Here is a 15363-nt window from a genome sequence, read left to right as displayed (position 1 = left end):
AACCACGCTCGCACCGTCCGCCGCACCCGGACAGTGGCAGAACTGACGGCCGTCGAAAAATTCCTGCCATAGGCTGCCGGGCATGAGCGCTGGTTCCGTGGCCGTGGCCGTGATCGACGACGATGTCCCCTTCTGGGACCTGTACGAGCTGGGGGTCGTCTGCACGGTCTTCGGCATCCCGCACCACGACCTGGCCGACCCCTGGTACGACCTGCGGCTCTGCTCGGCCCGGGGGACCTCGGCGCAGGCCGCGCCCGGCGCGGGCGGCTTCGCGCTGCGCACCCCGTACGGGCTGGACGCGCTGGCCGGCGCGGACACCGTGATCGTCCCCTCGGTGCCGGAGGCCTGCGTCGACGGCGGCCGCGAGCTCCCCCCGGAGCTCCTCACCGCGCTGCGCCGGGCCGCCGACGGCGGCGCCCGCATGGTGTCCCTGTGCGCCGGTGCCTTCGCCCTCGCCGCCGCCGGGATCCTCGACGGCCGCCGCGCCACCGCCCACTGGCTGCACACCGAGGAGCTGGCGCGGCGGTACCCGAAGGTCGACGTCGACGACTCGGTCCTCTACGTGGACGACGGCGACGTCCTCACCAGCGCCGGGGTCACCGCCGGGCTCGACCTGTGCCTGCACCTGGTCCGCCGCGACCTCGGCGCGCACGTCGCCAACCAGCTGGCCCGCCGCCTGGTCGTCCCCGCGCACCGGCCCGGCGGCCAGGCGCAGTACGTCGACCTGTCCGTCCCCGCCGCCGACGACGAGGGACTCGCGCCCGTACTCCAGTGGGCCACCGGGCACCTGGACCGGCCGCTGACCGTCGACGACCTGGCCCGGCGCGCCGGGATGAGCCCCCGCACCTTCTTCCGCCGCCTCCAGGCCGCCACCGGCACCACCCCGCTGCAGTGGCTGCTCACCCAGCGGCTCGCCCGGGCCCAGTCGCTGCTGGAGTCGACCGGACTGTCGGTCGAGAAGATCAGCGAGCTGAGCGGGCTGGGCACCGGGGCCAATCTGCGCCGCCACTTCACCCTGCACTTCGGCATCACACCGACGGACTACCGGCGGGCCTTCCCACCGGCGGCGTGACCGCTGCCGGGCCCCTTTCCATGTGATCGCTCAGAGCGAACAGAATCCGACGGCGCCCGGGGAACACCATCGGCATCAGAAGCATTGAGTCGGTATAGCTCAACTTGCCTGCCGAAGGGGAGATCATGGCTTCGACGTCCGCACCGCTCACCCTGCCCGTACTGCCGCTCGACGACGAGGTGGTACTGCCCGGCATGGTGGTGCCGCTCGATCTGACCGATACCGAGGTACGGGCCGCGGTGGAGGCCGCCCAGGCCGCCGCCACCGGCGACAACAAGCCTCGGGTGCTGCTTGTGCCCCGCATCGAGGGGACGTACGCGGGCGTCGGCACGCTCGGCACCGTCGAGCAGGTCGGCCGGCTCTCCGACGGCGACCCCGGCGCGCTCATCCGCGGTGTCCGCCGCGTCCGAGTCGGGGCCGGCACGACCGGACCCGGTGCCGCCCTGTGGATCGAGGGCACCCAGATCGAGGAGATCACCCCCGATCCGCTGCCCGGCGCCGTCACCGAGCTGATGAAGGAGTACAAGGCGCTGGCCACGAGCTGGCTCCGCAAGCGCGGCGCCTGGCAGGTGGTGGACCGCGTCCAGCAGATCGACGACGTCGCCCAGCTCGCCGACAACTCCGGCTACTCCCCCTTCCTCACCGTCGCCCAGCGCGTCGAGCTGCTGGAGACCGCCGACCCGGTGGCCCGGCTGAAGCTCGCCGTCGGCTGGCTCGGCGACCACCTCGCCGAGCAGGACGTCGCGGAGTCCATCGCCAAGGACGTCCAGGAAGGCGTCGACAAGCAGCAGCGCGAGTTCCTGCTCCGCCGCCAGATGGAAGCCGTCCGCAAGGAGCTGGCCGAACTCAACGGCGACCCGGAGAGCGAGTCCGAGGACTACCGCGACCGCGTCGAGGCCGCCGACCTGCCGGAGAAGGTCCGCGAGGCCGCCCTCAAGGAGGTCGAGAAGCTGGAGCGCGCCTCCGACCAGAGCCCCGAGGGCAGCTGGATCCGCACCTGGCTCGACACGGTGCTGGAACTGCCGTGGAACGAGCGCACGGAGGACGTGTACGACATCGCCGGCGCCAAGGCCGTGCTCGACGCCGACCACGCCGGACTCGCGGACGTGAAGGAGCGGATCACCGAATACCTGGCGGTGCGCAAGCGGCGCGCCGACCGGGGGCTGGGCGTGGTCGGCGGGCGGCGCGGGGGCGCGGTGCTGGCGCTCGTCGGCCCGCCGGGTGTCGGAAAGACCTCGCTCGGCGAAAGCGTCGCCCGCGCGATGGGCCGCAAGTTCGTGCGCGTCGCGCTCGGCGGCGTACGTGACGAGGCCGAGATCCGCGGCCACCGCCGCACCTACGTCGGCGCGCTGCCCGGCCGGATCGTGCGGGCGGTCAAGGAGGCCGGTTCGATGAACCCGGTCGTGCTGCTCGACGAGATCGACAAGGTCGGCTCCGACTACCGGGGCGACCCGGCGGCGGCCCTCCTGGAGGTCCTGGACCCGGCACAGAACCACACCTTCCGCGACCACTACCTGGAGGTCGAGCTCGACCTGTCGGACGTGGTCTTCCTGGCGACGGCGAACGTCCTGGAGGCCATCCCGGAGGCGCTGCTCGACCGCATGGAACTGGTCCGCCTCGACGGCTACACCGAGGACGAGAAGGTCACCATCGCCCGCGACCACCTGCTGCCCCGGCAGCTGGAGCGCGCGGGCCTGGAGCCGGGCGAGGTCGTGCTGGAGGACGAGGCCCTGCGCAAGCTCGCCGGCGAGTACACCCGTGAGGCGGGCGTGCGCACCCTGGAGCGTTCCGTCGCCAGGCTGCTGCGCAAGGTCGCGGCCCAGCACGAACTGGGCGAGCGGGAACTGCCGCTGACCCTGGGCGCGGACGACCTGCGCGCCCTGATCGGCCGCCCGCACCACACGCCCGAGTCCGCCCAGGACCCCGCCGAACGCCGCACGTCCGTACCCGGCGTGGCGACCGGTCTCGCGGTGACCGGCGCGGGCGGCGACGTGCTGTTCGTGGAGGCGTCCCTGGCCGACCCCGAAACGGGCGCGGCGGGCCTGACCCTGACCGGTCAGCTGGGCGACGTGATGAAGGAGTCCGCACAGATCGCCCTGTCCTTCCTCCGCTCCCACGGCGCCGAACTGGAACTCCCCGTCGGCGACTTCAAGGAGCGCGGCGTCCACCTCCACGTCCCCGCGGGCGCGGTCCCCAAGGACGGCCCGAGCGCGGGCATCACGATGACGACGGCCCTGGCCTCCCTGCTCTCCGGCCGCCGGGTCCGCCCGGACGTCGCCATGACGGGCGAGGTCTCGCTGACGGGCCGCGTCCTGCCCATCGGCGGCGTCAAGCAGAAGCTGCTGGCCGCGCACCGGGCGGGGGTGACCACGGTCGTCATCCCGAAGCGGAACGAAGCCGACCTGGACGACGTCCCGGCGGAGGTGCTCGCCACGCTCGACGTCCACCCGGTCTCGGACGTCCGCCAGGTCCTGGAGCTGGCCCTCGAGCCGGCGACCGCGGCGTCGAAGCCGACGCCGGAGATCGTGGCCGCGGCGTAGCGGCGGTGAGGGCGTGGCCCGGCTCCTCGGGGGATGGAGCCGGGCCAGGGCCCGGGCGTGTCCGGCCCCCCGTGCGTATCGTTGTACCGCGCGGCTGCCGAAACCAGTGGCAGCGGGGAGGAGCGTCACGGTGACCATCGCACTGACCGACAGGACCGAGATGGCCGAAAACAGCGAGCTGAGTTCGGACGAGATGTTCGAGCTTCTCTATGGGATCGTCCCCGAGGGTTACAAGGGTGAGATCGTCGGGGGAGTTGTCCACATGGCGCCGCAAAGGGGAACGCACTGGGAAATCATCCTGGATGCGTGCCTCCAATTGAAGGGTCACTTCGGACGGCTGAGCAGGATCATGTCCGACGTCCGCCTCGATCTCCCGGGTGAGGGCAATGCCTTCGCCCCGGACGTCTTCAAGCTGTCGGACGGTGCTGAGCAGGACGCCAAGGGGCACTGGCGCTACCAGGACGTCGAGTTCGTCCTTGAAGTGATCTCGCGTGGCACCGCCGACAACGACTACGGGCGGAAGATGGCCGCCTACGCCGCCGGCGGGATTCCGGTGTACGTGATCGCCGACCCGTACACCCGCCTGTGCCACGTGCACACATTGCCCAAGGACGGGGAGTACCGGGCCCAGCTGACCCTGGACTTCGGCGACCCGATCGACCTCACCGACACCGTCCTCGGCCTGACGATCACCACGGACGCGTTCCCCCGGGACTGAGGCCGGCGTGCGCCGGCCTCGCCGCGGACTACCAGTGCGCCGGACGGTTCAGCGTCGGCGGCAGCTTTGTCGTGGGGGAGCCCTTCGCCGCGTTGAGCTGGGCCTGGGTGAGGAAGAGGCTGCCGGTCAGGTCCGCGCCGGACAGGTCGGCGTCGCGGAAGTCCGCGCCGATCAGGTCCGCCGACCTCAGGTCGGCCTTCTTGAGGTCGGCCGCGATGAGGTAGGCGCCCCGGAGGTTGGCGCCCCGGAGGTTGGCGCCGCCCAGCCGGGCGCCGATGAGGTCGGCCCCCCGGTGGTTCTTCTTGCGGCCGGGGACGCCGGCCCGTACGAGTTCGCTGGTGCGCAGCAGCAAGGCGTTCACACCGTGCCGGACCTCCGCCACGTCCACCTTCGTGAGCTCCTCCGCGCTGCCGCGCGTGAGGCGGTCGGTGTCGTCCAGGGCGCGGCGGAGGTCACCGTGCAGGGAGCGGGCGGCCGGCATCGACAGGGCCTCCGTCAAGTACCACAGCAGCTCGTGGAGCTGCCGCATGACGGGGAACACGTCGAACATCTGCCGGGCCGAGTCAGGGGCCTCCCGCCAGTTCCGGCCGAGGAAGGTGACCTGGGAGACCTTCTGGCCCGCGCCGAAGCAGTCGAAGACGGTGCAGCCGGAGAAGCCCCGCTCGCGCAGCCGCGTGTGGATGCCGCAGGTGAAGTCCGTCTTGAGGTTCGAGCACGGCTTTCCCGCGTCCTTGTTCACCGCGAAGTCCGCCGAGGCCGCGAAGGGCAGCGCGACGCAGCACAGCCCGAAGCAGCTTCCGCAGTCCGCCTGCAGGTCGGCACGGTCCGGGGCGGGGGAAGGGGCTTCCTGCTTCGGCAAGGCTTCTGCTCCACTGGCGACACGAGCATCGCGACTTTCCGCCACGCTCTGGGTACGGCCCCCATTGTCCCCCAGACGCTAGCCCTCCGCCGAGGCGGCGGCCGGGGCCGGGACCAGACCGTCCGCCACCAGGCCCGCGAACACCGCCCGCCCCAGCGTCTGCACCGCGGACTGCGGGCGGACCATCACGGTGAACTCCTTGATCCGGCCCTCCTCGTCGAACTGCAGCATGTCGATGCCGTGGATCTCCTTGCCCTCCACCGTGGCCCGGAAGAGCAGGATCTCCGACGCGGCCTCGTCGCCGTCCGTGCTGGTCTCGGCCGTGCCCTCGAACCGCCCGACGTAGCGGAAGTCCTCGAACGTGCGCAGCAGGACGCCGAGCAGGCCCAGCACCATGGGCCTGCCCTCGAAGGGCGTGAACTTCACCGGGCTGTAGAAGCGGACGTCCTCGGTGAACAGGCCCTCCATCCCGGCGAGATCCCGCTTCTCCACGGCAGTACGGAAACGTTCGGCGATCTGCATGGCTGCTCCTTCTCCTACTCAAGGATCTGACTAGTCACTTTCTTGAGTAGGTATCCTGCGGTCTCGGACCGCGAAGGGGAAGGGGTCGAGCCGATGGCTTTGCGACATGCCGTGCTGGCGGCGCTGCTGGACGGCGAGCACAGCGGATACCAACTGGCCAAGGCGTTCGACGTCGGCGTCGCGAACTTCTGGCACGCGCTGCCCCAGCAGCTCTACGCCGAGCTGGCCAAGCTGGAGGGGGAAGGGCTGGTCACGGGCCGGGAGGTGGTCCAGGAGAGCCGGCCCAACAAGCGGCTGTTCCGCGTCACCGACGCCGGCTCCGCCGAGCTGGAGCGGTTCGCCGCCGCCGCGTCGAAGCCCTCGTTCATCCGCGACGACCTGCTCGTCAAGGTCCGGGCCGCCGACCGCGTCGGCGCCGGGGCGGTGATCGAACAGCTCGAGGAGCGGGCGGCCGTCGCCGAGGCCAAGACCGAACTCTTCGGCGAGCTGCTGCGGCAGATGCGCGGCGCGGCGGACGAGGAGGAGTTCCTGCTGCGGGGCGAGCGGATCGGCCCGTATCTGACGTGCCTGCGCGGTCTCGCCTTCGAACGGGAGAACCGCGACTGGTGCCTGCGGGTCGCGGGCGTCCTGAGACAGCGTCGGACGGTCCGCGCCGAGCGGTGAGCAGCTCTGGCCGGCCCGCCTCTTGCCCTTGCCCTACCCACTGGTAATGATCTTCGGAGGGTCCGGCATCGGTGGCGGGCCGGGCGAAGACGGAGCTCTCATGGCGGAACCCAGCAGGCGCGGCTTTCTCACGTACCTCGTCGCGGCACCCACACTGGCCGTGGCCACCGGCTTCGGCGCGGCGGGGGCGGCCACCGCCGTCGCCGAGACCGTGGCCGGCGCACCCGTGCCCAGCCTGCCCGCGCCCGCCGACATCGTCGACCTCGGGGACGTCCTGATCCTCGCCGGTGTCCCCACCGCCCACATGCTGGTGCTGACCGTCGGCGAGAACGGCCGCGTCTCCTTCCGGCTGCCGCGCGAAGAGGTCGGGCAGGGGCTGACGACGGCCGTGGCGATGCTGATCGCCGAGGAACTGGACGTCGCCGTCGACCGGATCGACATCCGGCTGGAGGACGCGCGGCCGGAGCTGCTGTTCGGCCAGTTCACCGGGAGCTCCAACTCCATCCGGTCCCTGTACGGCCCGGTCCGGCACACCGCCGCCGCGGCCCGGGCACGGCTGGTACGGGCCGCCGCCAAGCGGTGGGGGCTCGCGGCGAGCGCGCTGCGGACCCGGGACGGCGCCGTCGTGGCGCCGGACGGGCGCAGCGCCCCGTACGGGTCCCTCGCGGTCGAGGCCGCCGCGCGCGACCTCGGCGCGGTCACCGCCGCGCCCAAACCGGAGTCCGCGCACACCCTCGTCGGCACCCCCACCTCCCGCATCGACGCCCGGGCGATGGTCACGGGCCGGCAGCGGTACACCCTGGACCTCGACGTCCCCGGCGCCAAGCCGTGCATGGTGCGCAGACCACCCACCCTGGGCGGCACCGTGACGTCCGTGCGGAACGAGGCCGCCGTCCGGGCCATGCCCGGCGTCCTCGACGTCGTCACCATCCCCACCGGTGTGGCCGTCGTCGCCGAGACCTTCGGACAGGCCCTGGACGCGAAGAACAAGCTCGACGTGGCCTGGGGCCCGGGTACCGTCGACGGCCTCTCCGACGACGACATCCGCGCCCGGCTGAAGGCCGCGGCCGAGCCCTGGGTGGACCTGCCGCCGCTGACCCGGCACATCGACGCCGAGTTCGACTTCGCGTTCGCCAGTCACGCACCGCTGGAGACCAACTCCGCGGTCGCGGACGTCACCGCTGACCGGGCGACGATCTGGTCCGGGCTGAAGGGGCCGATCGTCGCCCAGCAGACCATCGCGAAGGAACTGGGCCTGCCCGTCGACAAGGTCACCGTCCACGTGGTGCAGGCGGGCGGCTCCTTCGGGCGGCGGCTGTTCTTCGACGCGGCACTGGAGGCCGCCCGGGTGTCCAAGCGCAGCGGACGGCCGGTGCGGCTGATGTGGTCACGCGTCGACGACACCCGGCACGGCCGGATGCGGCCCGCCACCCACCACCGGATCCGGGCCACCTACGCCCTGGGCAAGGTGCTGAGCTTCGACCACCGGGTGGCCGCCGTCGAGACCGACTTCCGCCACGGCCTCGGCGAGATCCTCACCGCGACCGTCACGAAGCTGCCCGGCGGCCTCGGCAACGCCACCTTCGCGCAGACCCTCTTCCACACGACGGTCAAGTGCCCGTACCACTTCGGCGTCACCACCCAGCACCTGACCGAAGTGCCGCTGAAGATGCCCACCGCCTCCTGGCGGTCGGTGTACTCGGCGAACACCCGCGGGGCGGAGGAGATCCTCGTCGACGAACTGGCCGCGAAGCTGGGGCGGGACCCGGTCGACTTCCGCCGCGCGTGCCTGAAGAACCCGGCGCAGCGCGCCGTGCTCGACAAGGTCGCGCGGGAGGGCGAGTGGGGGCGGCCGATGCCGGCCGGGCACGCGCAGGGGGTCGGCTTCCACGAGGAGTACAAGTCCCGTACGGCGTGCCTGGTCGAGATCGACGCGAGTGACCCGAAGAAGCCGCGCGTCACCAAGGCCGTGATCGCGGCCGACGTGGGCCGGCCGATCAACCCGCGCGGGCTGGAGGCCCAGCTGCTCGGCGGGCTGACGGACGCCATCTCCACCACGCTGCGGGCGGGGCTGCACATCGACAAGGGACTGCCGCTGGAGGGCAGTTACTCGCAGTTCCACTACGCGCGCCAGAAGGACTCCCCGCCGGACGTCCGGATCTTCATCATGCCCGCCACCGGGGAGCCGGGCGGCGCGGGTGAGCTCGGGGTGCCGGCCGCGGTCGGCGCGATCGCCAACGCCTACGCCCGGGCCACCGGCACCAGCCCGCGGCGCTTTCCGGTCAACTTCGACATCGACTTCACCCCGTTCCCGAGATGACGGGACCACCGGACCCGGCTCGGGCCGGGAGCCAGAACCCAGGAGCTTCCATGCCCTCGCACACCTTCACCGTCAACGGGCGGTCCGTCACCGTCGACGCCCCCGACGACCTGCCCCTGCTGTGGGCGCTGCGCGACCTGCTCGGCATCCGCGGGCCCAAATACGGGTGCGGGATCGACGTCTGCAAGGCCTGCACCAGCCACCTGGACGGCGAGGCCGTCAGGCCCTGCGTCGTACCGGTCGCCGAGGCCGCGGGACGTGACGTCACCACCATCGAGGGCCTCGCCGACGGCGACACCCTGCACCCCGTCCAGGAGGCGTGGCTGGAGCAGGACGTCGCCCAGTGCGGCTACTGCCAGCCGGGCCAGATCATGGCCGCGGTCGCCCTGCTGAAGCGGACGAAGAACCCGACGGACGCCGACATCGACGCGATCGCCAACGTCTGCCGCTGCGGTACGTACTTCCGCATCCGCGAGGCGATCCACAGCGCGGCGGCGAAGATGGCGTGACCCGCGCGGGCGGTCAGCGGTCCAGCCACCCCCGCAAGGTCGCCTGCGCGCCCGCCTGGAAGCGGGTGTCCGCGCCCAGCGCCTCCAGCAGCCCGCTGATGCGGCGCCGGGCGGTGTGGACGTGGACGCCCAGCCGGCGGGCTATGGCCTCGTCCTTGAGGCCCGCGGCGAGGAGGCCGAGGAGTTCCTTGCGGTGCTCCGAGACCCGGCCGTCGCCGCCGGCGGCGCCCAGGGGAACCGCGCGGTCCCAGACCGTCTCGAAGAGGGGCAGCAGCGCGTCGCGCAGCAGCGTCTCCCCGACCACCAGGGCCGAGGCCGCCGGGTCGGCGGTGTCGGCGGGCGGCAGCAGGGTGACCCGGCCGTCGACGGCGATCAGACGGGTGGGGACCTCGGCGGCGGTCCGTACCCGCACCCCGTGCCCGGCCAGGGCCGTGAGGGTCCGCAGCCGGTCGGGGGCGAGGCCGTCGCGCCGGACGGCCATGCGGACCTCGACCCCACGGGCGGGCAGCGCCTCGACGAGCGTCTCGAACAGCGGGTCCGTCGCCATGCCGCCCGGGCAGGGCGGGCGGTCGAGGACGACGACCTCGCGCTCGGCCGAGGCCAGCAGATAGGCCGTGCGCTCGGCGATGGCCCCCGCGCCGATGACGACTTCGACGCCGCCTCCGGCGGCCGCGCCGCCGGGGCTGAGACGGCCCGCGATGTGGTCGGCCGACAGGCGCAACCGCTCCAACTCGGCCGACTTCAGATGCAGCTCGGCCTGTCTTCGGTGGATCAGCGTGCGGATGGCGGCGGCCGGTGCCACCGGCCGGGGCAGCACCCGCCCGCCCTCCGGCCCCGTCGGCGGGCCGGGCAGGGTGAAGCCGTGGTCCCGTAATCGGACCAGAGCCGCCTCCAACTCCCCATACGCCATGCCGAGTTCATCCGCCAGTGCCGCCACGTCGGGCGCCCGGTCGCTCAGCAGCGCCTCGTAGACCCGCTCCTCGGCCTCCCCCAGGCCAAGGGCGTGCAGTTCCGCCCCCTCGATCATGTGAGTGATTGTTACCCGGGGTCTGGAACACACACAAGTGTGCATGTTCACTACTGAACCCCCACACCCCATTGATGAGTTCGCGCCCCACCCAGTTGCATGGCGCTGCCCGGAGATGTCCCGGCGGTCAGGCATGTACGGAGGGAAATCCTTGCGTAAGCCCAGAGCACGTTCAGGAAGATCGAGCATCAAAAGCGGAATATCGGGCGCGGCGGCACTGCTCGGCGCTGCCGCGCTCGTCGCCACCGCGGTGCCCGCCCACGCGGCGGCACCCGGCCAGAGCCCGGCGGATGTGATCCCGGGGACGGACACCGCGACCCCGGCACTGGTGGACGGCATCCGGGAGGCGGTGAAGTCGACGGGCAGCGCCGCGGACGCCGCGCGCGGACACCTCGCCGACAAGGAGAGCCGCTACCGCATCGCCGACCCGCGCCGCGACCTCAAGCCCGTGCAGACGCTGAACAACGGCGCGGGGGAGACCGTACGGCTGCAGCAGAAGCACCGCGGTGTCGACGTCCTCGGCGGCCAGTACGTCGTGCGGATGGAGAAGAAGGACGGCAAGCGGGTCGTCACCGGCACCTCCGGCAAGTACTTCACCGGACTGAAGGTCGCCACGGAGGCCGAGGTCGGCGAGGAGCTGGCCGTCCGGCGGGCGGTCTCCGCGACCGCCGCCCGGCTCGGCGGGAACAAGCTGGCCACGAAGGACGCCCCGAAGAAGGGCGCCGCGGCGGCCGCACCGCTCACCGGCACCGCGCGCGGACTGGTCGTCCTGCCCAAGGGCCCCGGTGTGCTCACCCACCACATCACCGTGCGCGGCACGCACCCCGGCACGGGCGAGCCGGTGCTGCGCGAGGTCTACATCGACGCCAAGGCCGGTTTCCCGGTCCTGGACTACAGCGGCATCAAGACGTTCGGTGCCCCCAGGTCGGCGGGCGGCAGCGGGGCCACGGGCCGGGCGGGGAGCGCCGAGGCCGGTCCCGGCGACGGCGCCACCGAGCCGGGGGTGACGGGCTCGGGCATCCGCTACGACGGCACCGCCGTCGAGCTGGGCCTGACCCAGGACAAGGCGCGCAACCAATACATCATGCGCGACCCCTCCCGGATGGCGGGCGGCAGCAAGAACACGCTCTCCACCTGGGACGCGCGCGGCAAGGACGTCGGCGAGGTGCTGGGCCGCTGGCCCACGGGCGTCAAGGAGTTCGGCTCCGAGACCCCCACCTTCGGCAAGGAGGCCACCCAGGCCGGCGCGGTCGACGCGCACTGGGCCGCGGGCAAGGTCTACGACTATTACAAGAAGGTGCACGGCCGCGACAGCCTCGACGGCCGCGGCATGACCATCAACTCGCTCGTCGGCGTCACCTACTTCGGGGACTCGTACGTCAACGCCTTCTGGGACGGCACCAAGATGGTGTACGGCGGGGGAGACGACGAGTACAAGACGCTCTCCGCCGACCTGGACGTCGTCGGCCACGAGATGACGCACGGCGTCGTCGAGAACTCCGCCAACCTCGTCTACGCGGGCCAGTCCGGCGCCCTCAACGAGGCGGTCGCCGACTACTTCGGCAACGCCCTCGACGTGGACGCCACCGGCATGGCCATGGACGACCCGGCCGCCGGGCTGCTCGGCGAGAACCTGTGCCGCACGAAGTCGCCGCGCGACTGCGCGTTCCGTGACCTCAACGACGGCGCCACGACCTCGAAGAACTTCCTCGGCGTCGGCCACGGCACCGACAGCGGCGGGGTGCACCTGAACTCCACCATCTTCTCGGGCGCCCTGTGGGACATCCGCGAGGACGTCGGCCGGACCCTCGCCGACAAGATCGTCTACAAGGCGCTGACGGAGTTCATGACCCCCTTGGACGGCTTCACCGAGGGCCGCAACGCGGTGCTCGCCGCCGCCAAGGCGCTCAAGGTCTCCAGCAAGGACCTGAACGTCGTCAAGCGCTCCTTCAACGCCCACGGCATCGTCCCGAACTGGGAGCTGGCCCTCGGCGTAGACACCGACCGGCTGCTGGGCAAGCTCAACACCTCGGGCTCGGGCGTGGGCGCGGGCGGCGGCTGGTGGACGGCGGCCAAGTCCAACGACGACGGCACCGAGCCGTACTCGGTCTGGGCGGGCCGCGCGGACGGCAAGGGCAGCGCGAAGCTGATCAGCCCCAACGACGGGCGCTACCACGTGAACCCGGCGACGGACGGCAAGTCCGTGGTCTGGACGGCGTACGGCTCCACCGGCGTGGACATCCTGTCGCGGCCGCTCGCGGGCGGCCCGGTCAAGAAGCTGTACTCGAGCACGTCCGACCTCGCCGGAGTGCGGGTCGAGGGCGGTGTGGTCGCCTTCGAGAAGATGGAGTTCTTCGCGGGCCGGCACGTCGGCTATCTGCGCGCCGGCGACAAGCAGCCGACCTGGGTGGACGGCGGCCGGGCCGAGCTGGCGACGGGCCTCCCGTCGATCAACGGCGGCCGGATCGCGTACGCCAAGGTGTACGCCGAGGGCGACACCTACAAGGCCGGCACCGAGGTGCTCGACCTCAAGAGCGGCAGCAGGACCCTGATGGCCCAGATCGGCAACCCGGAGTCCATCGGCCAGACCGGTGTCAACGGCAGCCACGTCTTCTGGCTGGCGGACGAGGTGGGCGACGACGCCGGGCAGATGGCGGTGCGCCGCGCGAACCTCGACGGCACGGGCGCCGTCGACCTCAACAAGGAGAAGGGCGCCGACGCGCTCTTCCCCTATGACCTCACGGCCTCCCAGGAGGCGGTGACCGTCACCGCGCAGCAGCCCGACTCGGGCTACCACAACGAGACGATGCCCAAGCTGTGGCAGTTCCAGGCGGACGGCTCGGGCAAGGGCCGCGTCTCCTGCAACCGCGGTGAGCAGTCCTCGGCGGCGGCCGTGGCCGGCAAGCAGGTGGTGTGGATCGACGGCACCACCGGCACCTCCGACCTGGTGACCCGCACCCGCCCGGCGGGCGCCTGCGGCTGAAGGTGATCCGAGAACGGATCGAGCCGGGCCCCCGGTGCCGATGTGCCGGGGGCCCGGCGTTCGTGGACGCGGCGTGGCGCGAGGCGCCGCGCCGCGTTCTTCCCGTGCCGCCGCGTCAGCCGCCCGTGAGCGCGTGGAGCCGGGCGCACGAGCCGTCGGGGCGGTCGTGGGCTCCGGCGGCCGCCGGCCCGGTGTCGGTGTACTGCCGGCAGGTGGCGGCGTCGGGCTGCTTGCCGTGCCCGGCGGACGCGACGGAGGTGCCGGGGAAGGCGGCGAGGAGGACGAGCGCGGAGAGCAGCGAGAGCGCGTAGAGCAGGGCGGAGAGGGGCGAGGAGGCGGAGGGGTGGCCGCCGGATCTCGGTATGCGGGGCATGGGGGTGGGCACGGCGTGCCTCCGTGATGCTCAGTGGGGGGGGAGCGAGGAAGAGAGGGAGGAAGAGGAGGGCGGGAAAAGCGAGAAGAGGGGGCCGGGAGTGCCATTGGTGTGGTCATGTCATTAGGTCACTCATCAACAAAAGTACGGGCGCTGCCACGCTCCGGATAGGCCCCCGGAGTGCTTCCGTTGGTCTATTCCTGCGAAATACTGTCGGAGCTGCGGCGATGACCGTGGATCCGTGAAAATTTCAGCGGCTGAAAAGCTGGAGAGGGCCACTGACGTGCACCAGATCAGTACTCCACCCCCCGAGGACGCCGGTTCGAACACCCTCGGCGGCAGTGGTGTGGACCAGGCGTATCTCGCCCTGGAGCGTGAGCTGGCCGTCTTCCTGCGCCGCGCCCGCGCCTCCTCCGGCGAGATGGCCCGCGCGGTCCACCCCGACCTGGAGGCGGCGGCCTACGGCCTGCTGGTCCGCCTGGAGGACGCCGGCACCCAGCGCGCCACGGACCTCGCCGCCTACTTCGGCGTCGGCAAGGCCACCATGAGCCGCCAGCTGCGCGCCCTCGCCGACCTCGGCCTCGTCACCCGCGCCCCGGACCCCGCCGACGGCCGCGCCTCCCTGGTCCAGCTCACCGAGGAGGGCCGCGCCCGCTTCACCCGCGTGCGCAACGCCCGGCGCGCCCAGTACGTGCACAAGCTCGCCGACTGGGACCGCGCCGAGATCGCCGAGCTGGCGCGGCTGCTCCACCAGCTCAATGTGAGCGCGGAGTCGTAGGGCTGTGCCGGGTGCACCTCCGCTGCGCGGCGGTGTCCTCAATCTCCCCCAGCTACCGCTGGGAGGTGCCCCCAGCGGGCTGGATGTGGCTGAGCCCAGCCGAAACCAGCCCGTCCGGCGATTGAGGACGCGCCCGCAGGGCGCCCGCCGCCACAGGCGGCACAGACGGCCCGCAGTCCGCAGGTCAGACCGTCCCCGACGAACCGCCGGAGGCTACAGCTCGGCGTAGAGGGCCGCCGCGTCGTCGTGCGGCTTCCCGCGCCGGAAGGCCAGGCCCTCCGGGTCGGCCCGCTCCGCCAGCCGCACCCGGTCGATCAGGCTCTGCGGGCCCTCCTTGCGCAGAATGGCGAAGCAGTCGGCCCAGTCGCCCTCCCGGAAGACCTCCACCCAACGCGTCGCGCCGTCGCTGAGCGCGGCGAGCGCCCGTACGTCCGCCCGCGCGGTGACTCCCGTGACCGCGCGGCGCACGACGTCCGGGTCGGCGGCGGCGGTGAAGAAGCCGCCCTCGGCGTTGCGTTGGGCATCCGTCACCGGCCCCAGGGCGCACAGCCGGTCGATGCGGTCGTCCAGCACGGCCGTCACCTCCCCGGCCGGGTCCTCGACGAGCAGGGCCGAGTCGGACAGCACCAGATGCTCCACCCTCTCGTCGTCCCAGCGGGCCGCGACGACGGTCGCCTGCGGGGTACGGGGGTGCGTCAGATCGCAGGTTTCGCGATGGGCGTCGGCGGTACGGGCGATCGCCTCCGCCAGACACCGCTGGAGCGTCAGATCCCGGTGGGCGACGGCCAGTTCCAGCAGGGCCGTGCCCAGGCGGGCCGTGAACCATGGCACGCCGTGCGCGCAGCCCTCCCCGCCGGCGGGCGGCGGCGTCACCCCGTCCAGCAGCACCAGCGCGCCGCCCCGGCCGGAGGCGGGCAGGGCCACGGACGCGAAGTCCTCGTTGGGGCGCCGGGGGTCGCCCGGCTCGGTGGCGAGTTCGATGCGCATGCGGCCAGTGTG

At 72.3% G+C, this 15363-nt stretch carries 13 protein-coding genes; 8 read left to right on the top strand and 5 right to left on the bottom strand.

Going from position 1 to position 15363, the window contains the following annotated elements; genetic code table 11:
* Positions 1-82: 82 nt before the first annotated feature.
* The 3 genes from FHS38_RS08945 (at position 83) to FHS38_RS08935 (ending at position 4330) form a co-directional block, all read left to right on the top strand.
* On the top strand, positions 83-1072 hold the full coding sequence (locus FHS38_RS08945) for a GlxA family transcriptional regulator (protein ID WP_184732627.1): 990 nt from the start codon (positions 83-85) through the stop codon (positions 1070-1072).
* Between the two features lie 125 nt (positions 1073-1197).
* Positions 1198-3612 (top strand): endopeptidase La, encoded by a 2415-nt coding sequence (lon, locus tag FHS38_RS08940; protein ID WP_184732625.1) that lies wholly within the window; start codon positions 1198-1200, stop codon positions 3610-3612.
* Positions 3613-3742: 130 nt separating this feature from the next.
* Entirely contained in the window at positions 3743-4330 is a 588-nt protein-coding gene (locus FHS38_RS08935; RefSeq protein ID WP_229822738.1) for a Uma2 family endonuclease, read from the top strand.
* A gap of 28 nt (positions 4331-4358) precedes the next feature.
* Here FHS38_RS08935 and FHS38_RS08930 read toward each other — a convergent pair whose 3' ends face one another.
* Both FHS38_RS08930 and FHS38_RS08925 read right to left on the bottom strand, forming a co-directional pair.
* Positions 4359-5189 carry a pentapeptide repeat-containing protein gene (locus FHS38_RS08930; protein ID WP_184732623.1) on the bottom strand — a complete coding sequence of 277 codons (831 nt, stop codon included), beginning with the start codon at positions 5187-5189 and terminating at the stop codon, positions 4359-4361.
* Positions 5190-5267: 78 nt separating this feature from the next.
* Positions 5268-5711: a nuclear transport factor 2 family protein gene (locus FHS38_RS08925; RefSeq protein WP_184732620.1), complete on the bottom strand. Its 444-nt coding sequence runs from the start codon at positions 5709-5711 to the stop codon at positions 5268-5270.
* 93 nt (positions 5712-5804) lie between these two features.
* Between FHS38_RS08925 and FHS38_RS08920 the strand changes: the two genes are divergently transcribed.
* From FHS38_RS08920 to FHS38_RS08910, 3 genes are all read left to right on the top strand, one after another.
* Complete coding sequence (locus FHS38_RS08920; protein ID WP_184732618.1) at positions 5805-6374, top strand: PadR family transcriptional regulator; 570 nt, start codon at positions 5805-5807, stop codon at positions 6372-6374.
* Between the two features lie 100 nt (positions 6375-6474).
* Entirely contained in the window at positions 6475-8694 is a 2220-nt protein-coding gene (locus FHS38_RS08915) for a xanthine dehydrogenase family protein molybdopterin-binding subunit (protein ID WP_184732616.1), read from the top strand.
* A 50-nt stretch (positions 8695-8744) separates the two neighbouring features.
* Positions 8745-9203, top strand: coding sequence for a (2Fe-2S)-binding protein (locus FHS38_RS08910; protein WP_184732614.1), 459 nt, complete (start codon positions 8745-8747; stop codon positions 9201-9203).
* A gap of 13 nt (positions 9204-9216) precedes the next feature.
* Here the strand turns inward: FHS38_RS08910 and FHS38_RS08905 are convergent, their stop codons facing one another.
* Complete coding sequence (locus FHS38_RS08905) at positions 9217-10230, bottom strand: TrmB family transcriptional regulator (RefSeq protein WP_184732612.1); 1014 nt, start codon at positions 10228-10230, stop codon at positions 9217-9219.
* 151 nt (positions 10231-10381) lie between these two features.
* On the opposite strand from FHS38_RS08905, the gene FHS38_RS08900 reads away from it, so the two are divergent.
* A complete protein-coding gene (locus FHS38_RS08900; RefSeq protein ID WP_229822736.1) occupies positions 10382-13213 on the top strand; it encodes a M4 family metallopeptidase in 2832 nt (943 codons plus the stop codon).
* 115 nt (positions 13214-13328) lie between these two features.
* Here FHS38_RS08900 and FHS38_RS08895 read toward each other — a convergent pair whose 3' ends face one another.
* Positions 13329-13598, bottom strand: a complete 270-nt coding sequence (locus FHS38_RS08895; protein ID WP_184732608.1) for a hypothetical protein — start codon at positions 13596-13598, stop codon at positions 13329-13331.
* Between the two features lie 271 nt (positions 13599-13869).
* Between FHS38_RS08895 and FHS38_RS08890 the strand changes: the two genes are divergently transcribed.
* Complete coding sequence (locus tag FHS38_RS08890) at positions 13870-14364, top strand: MarR family winged helix-turn-helix transcriptional regulator (RefSeq protein WP_184732606.1); 495 nt, start codon at positions 13870-13872, stop codon at positions 14362-14364.
* Positions 14365-14577: 213 nt separating this feature from the next.
* Here the strand turns inward: FHS38_RS08890 and FHS38_RS08885 are convergent, their stop codons facing one another.
* Positions 14578-15351 carry a protein phosphatase 2C domain-containing protein gene (locus FHS38_RS08885; protein WP_184732604.1) on the bottom strand — a complete coding sequence of 258 codons (774 nt, stop codon included), beginning with the start codon at positions 15349-15351 and terminating at the stop codon, positions 14578-14580.
* Positions 15352-15363: the final 12 nt, after the last annotated feature.

It is taken from the genome of Streptomyces netropsis (assembly GCF_014203545.1).
GTDB classification, from domain to species: domain Bacteria; phylum Actinomycetota; class Actinomycetes; order Streptomycetales; family Streptomycetaceae; genus Streptomyces; species Streptomyces netropsis.
This window is presented reverse-complemented; position numbering and strand designations above follow the sequence as displayed.

Excerpts from the sequence above, each read along its gene's own strand:
- FHS38_RS08945 (WP_184732627.1), top strand. The coding sequence starts at position 83 with ATGAGCGCTGGTTCCGTGGCCGTGGCCGTGATCGACGACGATGTCCCC.
- lon (WP_184732625.1), top strand. The coding sequence starts at position 1,198 with ATGGCTTCGACGTCCGCACCGCTCACCCTGCCCGTACTGCCGCTCGAC.
- FHS38_RS08925 (WP_184732620.1), bottom strand. The coding sequence starts at position 5,711 with ATGCAGATCGCCGAACGTTTCCGTACTGCCGTGGAGAAGCGGGATCTC.
- FHS38_RS08920 (WP_184732618.1), top strand. The coding sequence starts at position 5,805 with ATGGCTTTGCGACATGCCGTGCTGGCGGCGCTGCTGGACGGCGAGCAC.
- FHS38_RS08915 (WP_184732616.1), top strand. The coding sequence starts at position 6,475 with ATGGCGGAACCCAGCAGGCGCGGCTTTCTCACGTACCTCGTCGCGGCA.
- FHS38_RS08910 (WP_184732614.1), top strand. The coding sequence starts at position 8,745 with ATGCCCTCGCACACCTTCACCGTCAACGGGCGGTCCGTCACCGTCGAC.
- FHS38_RS08905 (WP_184732612.1), bottom strand. The coding sequence starts at position 10,230 with ATGATCGAGGGGGCGGAACTGCACGCCCTTGGCCTGGGGGAGGCCGAG.
- FHS38_RS08885 (WP_184732604.1), bottom strand. The coding sequence starts at position 15,351 with ATGCGCATCGAACTCGCCACCGAGCCGGGCGACCCCCGGCGCCCCAAC.